The sequence below is a fragment of the Siminovitchia fortis genome (assembly GCF_007681465.1).
Lineage (GTDB): Bacteria > Bacillota > Bacilli > Bacillales > Bacillaceae_C > Siminovitchia > Siminovitchia fortis.
In genome coordinates this window covers 1-15,466 of the sequence record NZ_VEKZ01000031.1, presented here as the reverse complement: position 1 = coordinate 15,466, position 15,466 = coordinate 1, and the positions used below count along the sequence as shown (strand labels likewise).

Genomic DNA, 15,466 nt, shown 5'->3' with positions numbered 1-15,466 from the left:
GGGGAGAGATGAAAATGGAAAAGGGAGATCAAAGCATGGTCGAATCCGTCGGGACTGCAAGTTTACAAGGGACAGACCTTGATTTTTCAAGCGGGTTAAAGAGATTTCAGCAGAAAATGGAGTATTTGTTTCTTCAAAAAGGGCTCGCGCTGCTGATTGTAAGTGTCTTGCTTGGACGGGCGCTGATTTTATCACAATTGACTCCGTTCGCTTTGCCATTTTTTGCAGCCATTTTTATGACAAGAAGAAAAAACGCACCTCTTGTGCTGTTTGGCCTGTTGGCTGGCTCTCTGACAATTTCCTTGGGAAACACATTATTTATTTTTTCAACCTGCGCCATTTTTCTTGTGAGTTTTCGCTTGCTGGAAAGGCTGCACGTCATGCCGATCAAAGCAATGCCTTATTATGTATTCTTTATTTCCTTCTTTACAAAGTGCCTTTTTATATATGCCGGAAACGGACAGGCCTTTACGAACTATGATGTATTCATGGCCGCTGTGGAGGCAGGCCTTTCATTGGTCCTTGTCTTTATCTTTATCCAAAGCACTCCTTTCTTGACGACAGGGAAAAGAGCCAAGCCTTTAAAAACGGAAGAGGTCATCAGCTTGATTATCATGCTTGCATCCGTCATGACGGGAACAATCGGCTGGGCCATTTACGGTTTATCCATTGAACATATTTTATCCAGATATCTTGTGATCTTGTTTGCTTTTACAGCCGGTGCCACTGTCGGGTCGACTGTCGGCGTAGTGACCGGACTTATCTTCAGTCTGGCCAGCATGTCCAGCTTTTACCAAATGAGCCTGCTTGCGTTTGCAGGACTGCTGGGTGGATTGCTGAAAGAGGGCAAACGGGCCGGTACAGCGATAGGTCTTCTTGTTGCCACTTTGCTCATCGGCATTTATGGAGAAGGAAGCGGTGCGCTGACCTTGACAATGTATGAATCGTCCGTGGCTGTCATCCTCTTGCTCCTTACTCCGTATACATTGATAGAAAAACTGGCACGCCATATTCCCGGCACGGCCGAGTATGCCCAGGACCAGCAGCAGTATGCCAGAAAAGTCCGTGATATCACTGTCCGGAGAGTGGAACAGTTCTCTTCTGTTTTTGAAGCGCTTTCGGACAGCTTCTCTGAACCGGAAAAATGGAAGGATTCCGCTGATGACGAACGGGAATTCGATCTGTTTTTAAGCAATGTCACAGAAAAAACCTGCCAGATGTGTTTCAGAAAGGATAAATGCTGGGGAGAGAACTTTGATAAAACATATGACCTGATGAAAAATATTATGCATGAAATAGATGAAGAATCCGGGGTGCTGCCGAGGCCCGTCCATCGCAAGCTGGAAAAGCACTGCAACAGGGCTGGGAATGTAAGGAACGCCGTTCATCAGGAACTGGCCGTTTACCAGGCGAACCAAAAGTTGAAACGGCAGGTTCAGGAAAGCAGAAAGCTTGTGGCGGAACAGCTTCTCGGTGTTTCAGAAGTGATGGGTGATTTTGCAAAAGAAATCAAGCGTGAGCAGAACAATCACCACAAGCAGGAAGAGATGCTGCTGGATGCCTTGCAGGATTTCGGGATTGACATTGAATATGTAGAAATTTACAACCTGGAGGCCGGCAGTATCGATATTGATGTGATGATTCCGGATTGGTACGGAAATGGCGAATGTGAAAAACTGATCGCCCCGCTCATTTCTGACATCATGGGCGAAACGGTAGTTGTCCAAAACAAAGAAGACGTGGAATATCCAAATGGATATCATTACGTGACGCTGCGTTCGGCTAAAGCATATGTGGTTGAAACGGGGGTAGCCCACGCGGCAAAAGGAGGGGGTTTTCTTTCAGGGGACAGTTTTTCAACAATTGAACTGGGAGGAGGGAAATATGCACTTGCCATAAGCGACGGTATGGGAAACGGAGAGAGAGCCCATAAGGAAAGCAATGAAACATTGAAATTATTACAGAAGATCCTTCAGTCCGGCATTGAAGAAAAGGTGGCCATAAAATCGATCAACTCCGTCTTATCGTTAAGGACCGATGATGAGATTTTTTCCACCCTAGACTTGGCCATGATTGATCTGCAGACAATTGAAGCCAAGTTTTTAAAAATCGGTTCAACACCGAGCTTCATCAAGCGGGGAAATAAAATTAAAAAGATTGAAACCGGCAATTTGCCTATCGGAATTTTAGAGGAATTTGATTTCGATGTCGTCACCGAGCAGCTTCGGGATGGAGATTTGATCGTCATGATGAGTGACGGTGTATTTGAAGGGCCGAAGCATGTGGAAAATTATGAACTATGGATGAAAAGAAAGCTGAAAGAGCTGCAGACAGATGATCCGCAGGCTGTTTCCGACCTTATTATGGAAGAGGTGATCCGAACCCGTTCAGGTGTGATACAGGACGATATGACGATTGTTACGGCAAAAATAAAGCGGAATGTGCCAAAATGGGCAGCAATCCCGGTTAGAAAGAAAACGGCCTTGTCCGGAGCAAGCTAGTTTGGGGATGAGCCCCCTTTACCGCATTAAAGCAAGGTATAAAAACCTCCTAATCCGGCGAGGATGATAGCATGTCAAGCGGCCGGCGGCCGCGAACGGAAACGGAGGAAAAGAAAGTGAAAAAAGGCACGTTAAAACAAATATTACTTATTACGGACGGCTGCTCCAATCAGGGGGAAGATCCGGTAGCCATGGCATCGCTTGCACAGGAAAACGGCATTACCGTCAATGTGATTGGCGTGTTGGAAAATGATGTGATAGATGAAAAAGGAATGGCAGAGATCGAAGGAATTGCGATGGCCGGCGGCGGAATCAGTCAAATTGTATACGCGGAAAAATTGTCTGAAACTGTTCAAATGGTTACAAGGAAAGCGATGACGCAAACTTTGCAGGGCGTTGTGAATCGGGAGCTGCGGCAAATATTGGGAAGCGATACATCCCTTGAAGAGCTTCCTCCTGACCAAAGGGGCGAGGTGATGGAAGTGGTCGATGAACTGGGAGAAACATCCGATTTGGAAGTCCTCGTTCTCATCGATACAAGCGCCAGCATGAAATTCAAACTTCCGACAGTGAAAGAGGCGCTGCTTGATCTGTCCTTGAGTTTGAATGCGCGGTCAGGGAAAAATTCTTTTTCCGTGTATGTTTTTCCCGGCAAAAGAGAAGAAGTAGGGATGCTGCTGGACTGGACGCCTCAGCTGGACAAGCTGACCAGCGTTTTTCCAAAATTGGCTGCAGGCGGGGTTACACCTACGGGTCCGGCAATTCGCGAAGCTGTTGCCTCTTTCCCAAAAAACCGCTCATTAAGGGGGCTTCTCCGGAGAGATGAAGAACAATTCCTGGACGAAACAATGTAATTTTCCGCCGGGGACCCTTGTAAGCGGCAAATGGCACAGACAGCGTTATACCATCATCAGACAACTTGGCAGCGGGGCAAACGGTGTTGTGTACCTTGCGAAAGGAAAAGATGGGTATGTTGCTTTAAAAATGAGCGGCGACAGCATGTCCATCATATCGGAGGTAAATGTGCTCAAAGCTTTTTCAAAGGTCCAGGGGCCAGTCCTTGGACCTTCTTTGTTGGATGTGGATGATTGGGAAAGAGGAGGGAAAAAGACAATCCCCTTTTATGTGATGGAATATATCGAAGGGCCAGTCCTGCTCGCTTTTGTCCGTGACAAAGGACGGCATTGGGCAGGGATATTGATTATACAGCTGTTGGATATATTGGAACAGATGCACAGGCAAGGCTGGATTTTTGGCGATTTGAAACCTGAAAATCTCATCGTATCCCATCCCCGGACAAGAATTCGCTGCATTGATGTGGGGGGAACAACGAAAATGGGGCGCTCGATCAAGGAATTCACGGAGTTTTTCGACAGGGGCTATTGGGGGCTGGGCTCCAGAAAGGCGGAGCCCTCCTACGATATTTTTTCAACAGCCATGCTGATGATCAATGTATATTATCCCTCCAGGTTTACCAGAAAAGGGAGCGGATTGGACCAATTGAAGGAAATGATTAAAAAAGAGCCGGAACTTCGCTGCTTCGAGCCCGTTTTGATTAAAGCGCTTGAAGGGAAATACCGGAACGCCGGAGATATGAAAAACGAGCTGCTTGGAAGGCTTTCTTTTCGGAACTCCAGGTCCCAAAAACATTCAGCGAAAAAGCGGCAAGGCCAGGGAAGAAAAGGCTCGCTGCATGAGACAGCGGGTGTTCTTCTTGTCACGTCATTTTTGTATGGCCTATACATATATTTATTTTTATTATAGAAGGGAAGTTGCGTGAGGTTCCTTTTCGAAAATGGTAAACTGATGGATATAACAAGCGTTTTATTTATAGGAGTAAGGGAATAGATGACAGATGCTGGACTTTGAGAGAAAGACATTGAGCTTTATTAAAAGACACGGGCTTTTGGACCGCGGAGACTTTGTGCTGGCTGCTGTGTCCGGAGGCCCGGACTCGATGGCCATGCTTGATTTTTTGGTGAAAAGAAAAGGGTTTTTCAACATCAGGCTGGCGGTGGTCCATGTAGATCATATGCTCCGGGGCGAAGAGTCTGCCCAGGATCTGGAATTTGTAAAAGCCTACTGTAAGCAGAATCAATTGGAAATGAAGGCATCTTCCATCGATATCAAACAGAAAATGGAGATGGAGAATAAAGGGATGCAAGAGACAGCGAGGAAGCACCGTTATCGTTTTTTTGAATCGGTCATGAAGGAGCTTGGTGCAGATAAGCTCGCTGTTGCACAGCATGCGGATGACCAAATCGAAACGATTCTCATGCGCTTGACAAGAGGAAGCAGCGGTAAGTCACGTGCCGGAATCCAGCCAGCCAGGCCATTTGGCAACGGAACATTGATCCGCCCGCTTCTCGGGGTGACGAAAGAGGAAATCGAGGAATACTGCGCGTTTCACCAATTGAAGCCCAGAATTGACCCCAGCAATGAAAAGCCGGCCTATACAAGGAACCGTTTCCGTTTAGAAGTATTGCCGGTCCTCAAACGAGAAAATCAACAAGTTCATGAACATTTTCAACGTTTCAGCGAAGATTTACTGGAAGATGAAGCCTATTTGGAAGCACTGGCCGAACGGGAAATCAAGGGGGCATCCGTGTTTGAAAATGGAAAAATACAGCTTGATATTCCTTCTTTTTTACAAATGCCTTTGCCTTTACAAAGGAGGGGTATTCATCTAATATTAAGCTATCTTTATAAGAAAAATGTAACACATGTGACCGCATGGCATGCCGGGTTGATCAGGGAGCTGCTGCAGGGGGAAAACCCTTCAGGCAGGCTGGATCTTCCCCTTGGATTACAAGTCGCCCGCTCCTATGGCCACTGCGTTTTTTCGTTTGATGATACAAAACGGGCGACCGGATATGAGTACGAATTAAGTGCCGGACGGGAAATTATCCTTCCGGACGGAGGGACCGTCCGTATGGAGAAGGACTCGGACATTTATGCAGGCGGCGATGAAGATTATATTGTATTGAATGAAACAGAAATCAAGCTGCCGCTTATTGTACGGACCCGGAGGGCGGGAGACCGGATCCGGGTTAAAGGAATGAATGGAACGAAGAAATTAAAAGATCTGTTCATCGATGAAAAAATCCCTAGACTCCAGCGGGACTGCTGGCCGGTCATAACCGACCGGCGAAATCAGATACTATGGGTTCCGGGATTGAAAAAATCCATATACGACGCGGGACCTCAATGCCATGGACATCGATATATATTGTATTACAGAACCTCTGGGGGGCAGCAAAGGCAATGAAAAATGACATTGAAAGGGTATTGATTACCGAAAAGGAAATTGAAGAGAAAATCCGGGAGCTCGGTAAGCAGCTCACAGAGGAGTACGAAGGCCGATTTCCTCTCGCCATCGGCGTTTTAAAAGGGGCCATGCCATTCATGGCAGACCTTTTAAAAAGGGTCGATACTTATTTGGAAATGGACTTCATGGATGTTTCAAGTTACGGCATGTCCACAACCTCTTCCGGAGAAGTGAAGATTTTAAAGGACTTGAATACGCCTGTTGAAGGCAGGGATATTCTGATTATTGAGGATATCATCGACAGCGGGGTTACGTTGAGCTATCTTGTAGATCTTTTCCGTTACAGAAAAGCGAAATCGATCAAAATTGTGACGCTGCTTGATAAACCGGAAGGAAGAAAAGCGAATTTAAAAGCGGACTATGTGGGCTTTGTTGTTCCAAATGCTTTTGTTGTCGGTTACGGGCTCGATTACGCTGAGAAGTACCGGAACCTTCCATATATAGGAGTTTTGAAACCAGAGGTATATGGCAATAATGACAAATAGTGAAAGATAGGCAAAATTGCAATGGTGAATTGTTGTAAAGTCCGAAATGACTATGATACTATTGAATATAGTTTTTTGACCGCGGGAGGAGGCTAGGGATGAACCGGATCTTTAGAAATACAATTTTTTATTTACTTATCTTTCTCGTTCTCATCGGCATTGTGAGCTGGTTTAACAATACCAATGAAACGACACAAAATATATCGTATAAAGAATTTGTCACGCACTTGGAAAATGGGGATATTAAAGAATTCTCCATACAGCCCGAAAGAGGCGTTTATGAGGTCGTAGGCCAGTTGAAAGGCGCCAAAGAGGGCGAGCATTTCATGACATATGTCATGAATAATCCTGCAATGCTTGACCGGATCGATGCGGCTGCATCGGAAGTGGAGGTTATGCCGGCAAAAGAAACGAGCGGCTGGGTATCCTTTTTCACAACGATCATCCCATTTATCATCATCTTTATTTTATTTTTCTTCTTGCTCAATCAGGCACAAGGCGGCGGAAGCCGTGTCATGAACTTTGGAAAGAGCAAAGCGAAGCTGTATAGCGAGGAGAAGAAGAAAGTCCGCTTTAAAGACGTAGCGGGTGCTGATGAAGAGAAGCAGGAATTAGTGGAAGTCGTAGACTTTTTGAAAGACCCCAGGAAGTTCTCCGAATTGGGAGCACGTATTCCTAAAGGGATTTTGCTTGTTGGACCGCCTGGAACAGGTAAAACGTTGCTTGCGCGGGCGGTTGCAGGGGAAGCGGGTGTCCCGTTTTTCTCAATCAGCGGTTCCGATTTCGTGGAAATGTTCGTAGGTGTCGGTGCATCGAGGGTTCGTGATTTGTTCGAGAATGCGAAAAAAAATGCACCTTGTATGATATTCATTGATGAAATTGATGCTGTCGGCCGCCAGCGCGGCGCCGGCCTTGGCGGGGGACATGACGAGCGGGAGCAGACGTTGAACCAATTGCTCGTTGAAATGGACGGATTTGGTGAAAACGAAGGGATCATCATCATTGCGGCCACAAACCGCCCGGATATCCTCGACCCGGCGTTATTGCGCCCAGGACGTTTTGACCGTCAAATTACTGTTGACCGTCCTGACGTCAACGGAAGAGAAGCGGTTCTCAGGGTTCATGCGAGAAATAAGCCGCTTGATGATTCGGTTGACCTCAAATCGATCGCCATGAGGACACCGGGCTTTTCAGGCGCCGACTTGGAAAACCTGTTGAACGAAGCGGCCTTGATTGCAGCCCGCCGGAATAAAAAGACAATTGACATGGATGACGTCGATGAAGCGACAGACAGGGTCATAGCGGGACCAGCCAAGAAAAGCAGGGTCATTTCCGAGAAAGAAAGAAATATTGTTGCCTATCATGAAGGCGGACATACTGTCATCGGATTGGTCCTTGATGAAGCCGATGTTGTTCATAAGGTAACGATTGTTCCAAGGGGGCAGGCGGGCGGCTATGCCGTCATGCTTCCGAAAGAAGACCGCTACTTTATGACAAAGCCGGAGCTGCTTGATAAAATCACCGGCTTGCTCGGCGGCCGGGTGGCGGAAGAAATTACATTCGGAGAGGTGTCTACCGGCGCTCATAACGACTTCCAGCGGGCAACAAACATCGCACGCAAGATGGTTACTGAATACGGAATGAGCGATAAGCTTGGACCACTTCAATTCGGCCAGGCTCAAGGCGGCCAGGTATTCCTGGGCAGGGATTTGCATAATGAGCAAAACTACTCAGATGCCATCGCTTTTGAAATAGACCAGGAAATCCAGCGCATCATCAAAGAATGTTATGCCCGTGCCAAAGAAATTCTGACGAAGCATCGTGACAAGCTGGAAATAATTGCTCAAACCTTGTTGAAGGTGGAAACGTTAGATGCTGAACAGATCCGAAGCCTGTTCGATACCGGCAAATTGCCGGAGCGCTCCTCGAATTTAGATAAAGAAAACAACGATGAGCCTAAAGTGACGCTTCTCCCGAAGGAAGAAGAACAAGATAATTCTTTGGCCATTGATGAAAATCGTCCAAAAGATCCGTTTGGTCCCCCTGAGAAATTGGGACCTACAAAACCGTCTGATCCAAATGATGCGGACCCGGATAATAAAGAGTAAACTCATCGAAGACACTGATATAGATCGGTGTCTTTTTCTTTTAGGCCGAATGGCTTTAGTGGTATGATGTGTGAAGAAAAAGTCTTGTAAAAGTTGGTGAGAAGGTTGATTTTTGTTTTGGATGTGGGAAATACAAATACGGTCCTCGGTGTTTACGACAATGACTACTTAAAATATCACTGGCGGATTGAAACAAACCGGCATAAAACGGAAGATGAATATGGCATGGTGATCAAGTCTCTATTTGAACATGTGGGGATTCGCTTTGACCACATAAACGGAATTATCATTTCTTCTGTCGTACCCCCGATTATGTTTACGATGGAAAAAATGTGTAAAAAGTATTTTAAGGTTAAGCCTTTGATTGTAGGGCCTGGCATAAAGACAGGATTAAATATAAAATACGAAAATCCCCGCGAAGTCGGTGCAGACCGGATTGTGAACGCGGTGGCAGGAATACAGGAATATGGCAGCCCGCTGATTATCGTTGATTTTGGGACAGCGACCACATTTTGTTATATCAATGAAAAAGCCGAATATACAGGAGGGGTGATTGCCCCGGGTATCGGCATATCAACGGAAGCCCTATACTCCAAAGCTGCCAAGCTTCCGCGGATTGAAATTACCCATGTGGACGAAATTATCGGTAAAAATACGGTAGCGGCCATGCAGGCGGGAATTTTATTTGGATTTGTCGGACAAGTTGAGGGAATTGTGAACAGGATTTTTGAGAAGAGTAAAAAGAAACCGACTGTCATTGCCACCGGCGGGCTGGCCAGTCTGATTTCATCTGAAACGAAATTGATTGATATTGTTGACTATGACCTGACATTAAAGGGCCTGCATTTAATTTACAAAAGAAATATTTAAGTTAAGAGGTGTACTGTGATGAGTGATTATTTGGTCAAAGCTCTGGCCTATGATAAACAAGTCCGCGCATATGCGGTCAACAGCACGGAGACGGTTGGGGAAGCGCAGCGAAGGCATCATACCTGGCCGACAGCTTCCGCGGCCCTTGGCAGGGCAACGACGGCGGGTGTCATGATGGGCGCCATGTTAAAAGGGGAGGAGAAGCTGACTGTAAAGGTGGAGGGCGACGGCCCGATCGGACCGGTCATCGTAGATGCAGATGCGAAAGGGCATGTGCGCGGATATGTGACCAATCCCCAGGTTCATTTTGATTTGAATGACAAAGGCAAGCTTGATGTGAGGCGGGCAGTGGGAACAAACGGCACATTGACGGTTGTGAAAGATATCGGGCTCAGGGAAAACTTTTCCGGGCAAGTTCCGATAGTCTCCGGGGAATTGGGAGAAGATTTCACCTATTATTTCGCCGTATCTGAACAGACCCCTTCATCCGTCGGAGTCGGTGTGCTCGTAAATCCCGATAACTCCATTCTTGCGGCCGGGGGCTTTATCATCCAATTGATGCCGGAAACGGATGAAGAGACGATAAGTAAAATTGAGGAGAGCATCAACAAGACTCCGCCTATTTCTAAAATGATCCAGGAAGGACTGACGCCTGAAGAAATCCTGAACCGACTGCTTGGTGAAGAAAATGTCCGGATTATTGAAAAAATGCCCGTGGAATTTAGATGCGCCTGTTCCAAAGAACGGTTTGGGCGGGCAATTATGAGCTTGGGTAAATCGGAAATCCAAGATATGATTACGGAGGACGGAAAAGCCGATACGCAATGCCATTTTTGCAATGCAGAATATCATTTTACAAAAGAAGAGCTGGAAGAAATATTGGAAGAGGCCAAAAAGGCGTAAGTACTTTTTACTAAAATAAGAAACATTCCCGTTGACAGAGGGACCGCAACGTGGTAATTTTAAATAAACCAATAAAATTACTCGGAATTAGAGGTGGAGGAAAAATGTCACGAATTGCAAACTCGATTACGGATTTAATTGGCAACACCCCGATTGTGAAGCTGAACCGCCTGGTTGATGAGGACAGTGCTGAGGTTTATTTAAAACTTGAATACATGAATCCCGGAAGCAGCGTAAAAGACCGTATTGCCTTGGCAATGATTGAAGCTGCCGAAAAAGAAGGGAAATTAAAAGAAGGAGATACGCTGATCGAGCCGACAAGCGGAAATACGGGGATCGGCCTTGCGATGGTTGCTGCGGCCAAAGGATACCGTGCGATTCTTGTCATGCCTGATACAATGAGCATGGAAAGGCGCAATCTTTTGCGTGCCTATGGAGCGGAATTGGTGTTGACTCCTGGTGCGGAAGGAATGAACGGCGCGATTAAAAAAGCCAATGAATTGGCGGAAGAACACGGCTATTTTCTTCCTCAGCAATTTGAAAACAGTGCCAATCCAAAAATTCACCATGAAACAACCGGAAAAGAGATCGTTGAACAGATGGGCGACCAGCTTGATGCTTTTATTTCCGGAATCGGTACAGGAGGAACCATTACCGGTGCGGGTGAAGTATTGAGAGAAAAATATCCTGACATCAAAATTTATGCTGTTGAACCGAAGGACTCTCCCGTATTATCCGGAGGAAAGCCAGGTCCCCATAAAATCCAGGGCATTGGAGCGGGATTTGTTCCAAAGGTATTAAACACGGACATCTACGATGAAGTCATTACGGTTTCCAATGAGGATGCATTCGAAACAGCCAGGAAAGCTGCCAAAGCAGAAGGCGTCCTTGGCGGTATTTCCTCCGGTGCTGCCATTAATGCAGCATTATCCGTTGCCAAAAAGCTCGGCAAAGGCAAAAAAGTCTTAGCGATCATCCCAAGCAACGGTGAGCGCTACCTAAGCACCCCTTTGTATCAATTTGAGGATTAATAGAAAAGCGCAAGCGCCTGTTTATCGACGTACAGACTGGAGTGCTTCCGACGAGATAAAGGAAACACGGCGACGAAGGAGCCGATGTTGACTTATCGTAGGAGGAAGCACGAAGTCTGCTAGTCGATAGGCGCTGTAGCTGGACAAAAGAAAAGCGAAGGCGCCCGCTTAGCGACGTACAAACAGCTTGGTGTTAAAAGGCAAGTCCGAATAAGGGCTTGTCTTTTATTTTTCATTTATCAATTAAAGGGTTACACTTAAAAGACGTTGAAATGAAAGAATGAAGGTGAAACAATGATCATCCACTGTGGAAAGTACAAACTGGATTGCAATCAAAAAACGTTGATTATGGGTATTTTGAATGTCACTCCCGATTCCTTTTCGGATGGCGGTCGTTTTAATGCCTTGGACAATGCAGTTGAGCACGCAAAGAAAATGGTGAAAGATGGCGCTGATATCATTGATGTTGGCGGCGAATCCACCCGTCCCGGCCATGAACCGGTCTCAGCCGAAGAAGAGATTGACAGGGTACTTCCTGTGATTCAAGCGGTCGCAAACGCTGTTCAGGCTCCAATTTCCATCGATACGTATAAAGCGAAAACAGCCGATGCGGGGGTGATGGCGGGCGCTCATATCATCAACGACATATGGGGAGCGAAGAAAGATCCTGAGATAGCGGCCGTGGCGGCCGAGCGGGATGTGCCGATTGTTTTGATGCATAACAGGGATAACCGTGACTACACAAACTTTATCCGTGATGTACTGAATGATTTATATGAGAGCATCTCCATTGCCAAAAATGCGGGTGTTCCGGACAGCAGCATCATCCTTGATCCCGGAATCGGATTTGCTAAGGACTACCATGAAAATCTTATCATGATGAGAAATCTTGATAAACTTGTCGGCCTGGGATATCCGGTACTGCTTGGGACTTCCCGGAAGCGGATGGTCGGAACTGCACTTGATCTTCCTGTTGAGGAACGAATGGAAGGAACGGGCGCAACTGTCTGTTATGGAATTCAGCAGGGATGCCATATCATGCGTGTTCATGATGTAAAAGAAATAAGCCGCATGTCCGCCATGATGGATGTCCTGTTGGAAAAGGGGGAGCAGAGTGGATAAAATTTACCTGAACGAAATGGAGTTTTACGGCTATCACGGCGTCTTTCCGGAGGAAACTGTCCTTGGACAGCGTTTTCGGGTGAATGTCGTAATGGAAACGGACCTGCGGGCCGCCGGGCGTTCGGATGATCTGGAAAAAACGATCAATTATGCGGACGTTTATACGCTTTGTAAAGAAATCGTTGAAGGTAAAAGATTCGATCTCGTCGAAGCGGTGGCTGAAAATATTGCCGGTGACATTTTGGGCCGGTTTGATTCCGTTGAGCGGGTCCACGTGAAAGTGATCAAACCGAATCCGCCGATCAAAGGAATTTATGATTCCGTTGCTGTTGAAATTATGAGGGACCGTCATGAATAATATAGCCTTTTTATCGCTTGGCTCCAATATCGGCGACAGGGAGAAATGGTTGAAAGAAGCAGTCAGGGAATTGGACCAGACAGATGGAATTGAGGTTGAAAAAGTATCTTCCATTTATGAAACGGACCCTGTCGGATATACAGACCAGGACCCCTTTTTAAATATAGCTGTTAAAATTAAAACCTCACTTTCAGCCCGTGAACTTTTAACCCGATGCCTTCATGTTGAACAACGGCTTGGAAGGGTAAGGGAATTCAGATGGGGCCCCAGAAAAATCGACCTTGACATTTTATTGTATAATAACGAAAATATTAGGATGGAGGACTTGCAGATTCCTCATCCTCGAATGACCGAGCGTGCATTTGTCCTTGTTCCGTTATTGGAGATTGATGGAAAAGTGAGACTCCCGCATCAAAATGTTTCTTTGGTTGAAGTGCTAAGCGAAATACCTGATAAAGAAGGTGTTCGGTTATGGAAACAGATAAATGGGGGAGGCGGATCCGGGCTTTTCGGAAGCTGAAGGGGCGCACCCAGGAAGGTCTGGCAAAGGAAATTGGAATATCCGTATCGGTTTTGGGAGAAATTGAACGGGGAAGCCGTCTTCCGTCAGAACAGATACTCAAACAAATTTCCGATGTGCTTACAGTTCCCATCGAGGAATTGACGCCGCCGGATGAGTTGGATAAATAAAACCCTTGGAAGCGACCTCGAGCCCCTAGCGGCCGCAGCTGGACAATAAAAAGGTGATTTGCTGCCATTAGCTGGCAGTTTTTTTATAGAAAGATGCCTAGCTCTTTAATTTTAGGTACAATATGAAAATGAGGAATGGCTTTATTATAAGATTGGAGTGGAAAAGATGAGTCAGGAAGAGTTGAATGATCAACTTCAGGTAAGGCGCGACAAAATGATATCTTTGCGGGAAAGTGGGATCGATCCGTTCGGTAAACGGTTCGAACGTACCGAATTAACAAAAGATATTAAAGATAAATATGAAGCAAAAACAAAAGAAGAACTTGAGGAAATGAATCAGTCGGTGACGATTGCCGGCCGGATCATGACGAAGCGTGGAAAGGGAAAAGCCGGATTTGCCCATATCCAGGATTTGACGGGCCAAATTCAGATATATGTCCGCCAGGATGCGGTAGGCGAGGAACAGTATGATATTTTTAAAACAGTCGACCTCGGGGATATAGTCGGTTTAACAGGGACTATTTTCAAGACAAAAGTGGGCGAACTGTCCATAAAAGCAAACGAATTTACATTGCTTACGAAGGCGTTGCGCCCGCTTCCGGAAAAATTCCACGGATTAAAAGACGTAGAGCAGCGTTATCGCCAGCGCTATCTCGATTTGATTACCAATGAAAATAGCAGGGAAACTTTTATCGCACGAAGCAAAATCATCCAATCCATGCGCCGCTATTTGGATGGACAAGGATTCCTGGAAGTGGAAACACCGATGCTTCATGCTATTGCCGGGGGAGCGGCTGCCCGTCCTTTCATTACCCATCATAATGCGCTGGACACGCAATTTTATATGAGAATTGCAATTGAGCTTCACTTGAAACGGTTGATTGTCGGCGGCCTTGAAAAAGTGTACGAGATTGGCCGGGTTTTCAGAAATGAAGGGGTGTCAACACGGCACAACCCGGAATTTACAATGATGGAATTGTATGAAGCCTACGTGGACTTCAACGATATTATGGAACTTACAGAAAATATGATCGCCTTCATCGCAAAAGAAGTGCTTGGTACAACTTCTATCAAGTATGGTGAACATGACGTGAACCTGGAACCGAAATGGCGCCGGCTTCATATGGTGGATGCTGTAAAAGAACATACAGGCGTGGACTTCTGGAAAGAAATGTCCGATGAGGAAGCGATCCAGCTTGCGAAAGAGCATAATATTGAAATTACGGAACATATGACATACGGACATATCGTCAATGAATTCTTTGAACAGGCCGTTGAAGAAAAGCTCATTCAGCCCACATTTATATACGGGCATCCGGTGGAGATTTCACCGCTTGCGAAAAAGAACGATGACGACCCAAGATTTACAGACCGTTTCGAACTTTTTATTGTCGGCCGGGAACATGCAAATGCATTTACAGAATTAAATGATCCGATCGATCAACGTCAAAGATTCGAAGCACAATTGGAAGAAAGAGAACAGGGAAATGACGAAGCGCATGAAATGGATGAAGATTTTATCGAAGCGCTGGAATACGGAATGCCGCCGACAGGTGGACTGGGCATTGGAATCGACCGTCTCGTCATGCTGTTGACAAATTCTCCTTCCATAAGAGACGTACTTCTTTTCCCGCTGATGAGACAAAGGGATTAATCATTGGAACCCTGCCGTGCCGGCAAGGGTTCTTTTTGATTGTTGAAAGGGTAATAAAAAACAAAAAAACTATTGCACGTAAAATAAAAAGGTGATATATTTAATATCGTTGCTCGCGAGAGAGCAACAAGCAATAAAAAAGTTTCAAAAAAGTGTTGACTTTAAACTGGTTAACATGTTATATTAGGAAAGTCGCCTCAAACAAGGTTGAAAAATAATTTTAAAAAAGTTGTTGACAATCTGGAGTGAGTGCGGTATAATAGAAAAGTCGCCCAAGAGAGCGGCGAACAAGTTTGATCTTTGAAAACTGAACGAAACGAAACGTCAATAATTTTGATGTGACAATGGTTTTAAACCATTGCCAGCTTTTTGAGCTAAACAAACTCAGGGGAGCAAAGGCTAAGTTCGCCACGTCC

At 45.9% G+C, this 15,466-nt stretch carries 15 protein-coding genes; 14 read left to right on the top strand and 1 reads right to left on the bottom strand.

From position 1 onward, the window contains the following. Positions 1-14: 14 nt before the first annotated feature. The 14 genes from spoIIE to lysS all read left to right on the top strand — a co-directional run bounded on the left by spoIIE (position 15) and on the right by lysS (position 15,050). The gene (gene spoIIE / locus FS666_RS11165) at positions 15-2,501 is read left to right on the top strand and encodes a stage II sporulation protein E (protein ID WP_144462629.1); all 2,487 of its coding nucleotides are present in this window, start codon (positions 15-17) and stop codon (positions 2,499-2,501) included. 71 nt (positions 2,502-2,572) lie between these two features. Then, a complete protein-coding gene (locus FS666_RS11160; protein ID WP_342353791.1) occupies positions 2,573-3,355 on the top strand; it encodes a VWA domain-containing protein in 783 nt (260 codons plus the stop codon). Further along, positions 3,324-4,265 (top strand): serine/threonine protein kinase PrkT, encoded by a 942-nt coding sequence (locus tag FS666_RS11155; RefSeq protein WP_144462631.1) that lies wholly within the window; start codon positions 3,324-3,326, stop codon positions 4,263-4,265. The genes FS666_RS11160 and FS666_RS11155 overlap by 32 nt, the downstream gene beginning before the upstream one ends. Positions 4,266-4,356: 91 nt before the next feature. Next, positions 4,357-5,769: a tRNA lysidine(34) synthetase TilS gene (gene tilS, locus FS666_RS11150; RefSeq protein WP_144462633.1), complete on the top strand. Its 1,413-nt coding sequence runs from the start codon at positions 4,357-4,359 to the stop codon at positions 5,767-5,769. Then, positions 5,766-6,314, top strand: coding sequence for a hypoxanthine phosphoribosyltransferase (gene hpt, locus FS666_RS11145; RefSeq protein WP_144462635.1), 549 nt, complete (start codon positions 5,766-5,768; stop codon positions 6,312-6,314). The genes tilS and hpt overlap by 4 nt, the downstream gene beginning before the upstream one ends. A 98-nt stretch (positions 6,315-6,412) precedes the next feature. Further along, positions 6,413-8,422, top strand: a complete 2,010-nt coding sequence (ftsH, locus tag FS666_RS11140; RefSeq protein ID WP_144462637.1) for an ATP-dependent zinc metalloprotease FtsH — start codon at positions 6,413-6,415, stop codon at positions 8,420-8,422. Positions 8,423-8,527: 105 nt separating this feature from the next. Then, the gene (locus tag FS666_RS11135; RefSeq protein WP_120075653.1) at positions 8,528-9,292 is read left to right on the top strand and encodes a type III pantothenate kinase; all 765 of its coding nucleotides are present in this window, start codon (positions 8,528-8,530) and stop codon (positions 9,290-9,292) included. 18 nt (positions 9,293-9,310) lie between these two features. Beyond that, positions 9,311-10,195: an Hsp33 family molecular chaperone HslO gene (hslO, locus tag FS666_RS11130; protein ID WP_144462639.1), complete on the top strand. Its 885-nt coding sequence runs from the start codon at positions 9,311-9,313 to the stop codon at positions 10,193-10,195. 104 nt (positions 10,196-10,299) lie between these two features. Continuing rightward, a complete protein-coding gene (gene cysK, locus FS666_RS11125) occupies positions 10,300-11,226 on the top strand; it encodes a cysteine synthase A (RefSeq protein ID WP_144462641.1) in 927 nt (308 codons plus the stop codon). 294 nt (positions 11,227-11,520) lie between these two features. Then, positions 11,521-12,348: a dihydropteroate synthase gene (gene folP, locus FS666_RS11120; protein WP_144462643.1), complete on the top strand. Its 828-nt coding sequence runs from the start codon at positions 11,521-11,523 to the stop codon at positions 12,346-12,348. Further along, complete coding sequence (gene folB, locus FS666_RS11115) at positions 12,341-12,706, top strand: dihydroneopterin aldolase (RefSeq protein ID WP_186306541.1); 366 nt, start codon at positions 12,341-12,343, stop codon at positions 12,704-12,706. The genes folP and folB overlap by 8 nt, the downstream gene beginning before the upstream one ends. After that, positions 12,699-13,226 carry a 2-amino-4-hydroxy-6-hydroxymethyldihydropteridine diphosphokinase gene (gene folK, locus FS666_RS11110; protein ID WP_144462647.1) on the top strand — a complete coding sequence of 176 codons (528 nt, stop codon included), beginning with the start codon at positions 12,699-12,701 and terminating at the stop codon, positions 13,224-13,226. The genes folB and folK overlap by 8 nt, the downstream gene beginning before the upstream one ends. Continuing rightward, the gene (locus FS666_RS11105) at positions 13,178-13,396 is read left to right on the top strand and encodes a helix-turn-helix domain-containing protein (protein WP_144462649.1); all 219 of its coding nucleotides are present in this window, start codon (positions 13,178-13,180) and stop codon (positions 13,394-13,396) included. Before folK ends, FS666_RS11105 begins: the two co-directional genes overlap by 49 nt. A gap of 166 nt (positions 13,397-13,562) precedes the next feature. Continuing rightward, on the top strand, positions 13,563-15,050 hold the full coding sequence (lysS, locus tag FS666_RS11100; RefSeq protein WP_144462651.1) for a lysine--tRNA ligase: 1,488 nt from the start codon (positions 13,563-13,565) through the stop codon (positions 15,048-15,050). Positions 15,051-15,270: 220 nt separating this feature from the next. Here lysS and FS666_RS20055 read toward each other — a convergent pair. Continuing rightward, positions 15,271-15,466, bottom strand: a 196-nt coding sequence (locus FS666_RS20055) for a hypothetical protein (protein ID WP_222119509.1), incomplete at its 5' end; no start/stop codon positions are given.

Coding starts and splice junctions, on each gene's coding strand:
- FS666_RS11155 (WP_144462631.1), top strand. CDS start 3,324: ATGAAGAACAATTCCTGGACGAAACAATGTAATTTTCCGCCGGGGACC.
- lysS (WP_144462651.1), top strand. CDS start 13,563: ATGAGTCAGGAAGAGTTGAATGATCAACTTCAGGTAAGGCGCGACAAA.
- spoIIE (WP_144462629.1), top strand. CDS start 15: ATGGAAAAGGGAGATCAAAGCATGGTCGAATCCGTCGGGACTGCAAGT.
- folK (WP_144462647.1), top strand. CDS start 12,699: ATGAATAATATAGCCTTTTTATCGCTTGGCTCCAATATCGGCGACAGG.
- FS666_RS11105 (WP_144462649.1), top strand. CDS start 13,178: ATGGAAACAGATAAATGGGGGAGGCGGATCCGGGCTTTTCGGAAGCTG.
- ftsH (WP_144462637.1), top strand. CDS start 6,413: ATGAACCGGATCTTTAGAAATACAATTTTTTATTTACTTATCTTTCTC.
- FS666_RS11160 (WP_342353791.1), top strand. CDS start 2,573: ATGTCAAGCGGCCGGCGGCCGCGAACGGAAACGGAGGAAAAGAAAGTG.
- folP (WP_144462643.1), top strand. CDS start 11,521: ATGATCATCCACTGTGGAAAGTACAAACTGGATTGCAATCAAAAAACG.
- tilS (WP_144462633.1), top strand. CDS start 4,357: ATGCTGGACTTTGAGAGAAAGACATTGAGCTTTATTAAAAGACACGGG.
- cysK (WP_144462641.1), top strand. CDS start 10,300: ATGTCACGAATTGCAAACTCGATTACGGATTTAATTGGCAACACCCCG.
- hpt (WP_144462635.1), top strand. CDS start 5,766: ATGAAAAATGACATTGAAAGGGTATTGATTACCGAAAAGGAAATTGAA.
- hslO (WP_144462639.1), top strand. CDS start 9,311: ATGAGTGATTATTTGGTCAAAGCTCTGGCCTATGATAAACAAGTCCGC.